We start from the raw sequence: 346 nt of genomic DNA, 5'->3' as shown, positions 1-346 counted from the left end.
AATTATCTTAATAATTAAAGGAAAATAATTGATAATATCTAGTTTTCAAAGAACAAATTCCTTGATGCTTTCGCACCAATGGAGAATAGCGGGATCGAACCGCTGACCCCCTGCTTGCAAAGCAGGTGCTCTCCCATCTGAGCTAATTCCCCAAAATGATGACCTTGCGGTCAATGGGCATAAATGGACTCGAACCATCGACCTCACGCTTATCAGGCGTGCGCTCTAAACCAGCTGAGCTATACGCCCAAAATCATTTAGTAAAATCATATAATTATGAGGGTAGACCCCTCAAAACTGACCATTGTTTCGACAAAGTATGTGTAGCCTCCGTATATTCCTTAGA

General features: G+C 41.6%; 2 tRNA genes. Both read right to left on the bottom strand.

Annotated elements, in window-relative coordinates:
• Positions 1-79: 79 nt before the first annotated feature.
• Positions 80-152, bottom strand: a tRNA-Ala gene (locus tag FD28_RS05650).
• A gap of 22 nt (positions 153-174) precedes the next feature.
• Positions 175-249, bottom strand: a tRNA-Ile gene (locus FD28_RS05645).
• Positions 250-346: the final 97 nt, after the last annotated feature.

The organism is Levilactobacillus hammesii DSM 16381, from assembly GCF_001434395.1.
GTDB classification, from domain to species: domain Bacteria; phylum Bacillota; class Bacilli; order Lactobacillales; family Lactobacillaceae; genus Levilactobacillus; species Levilactobacillus hammesii.
The sequence above is the reverse complement of the archived record's forward strand: the minus strand, read 5'-3'. Positions and strand labels throughout refer to the sequence as shown.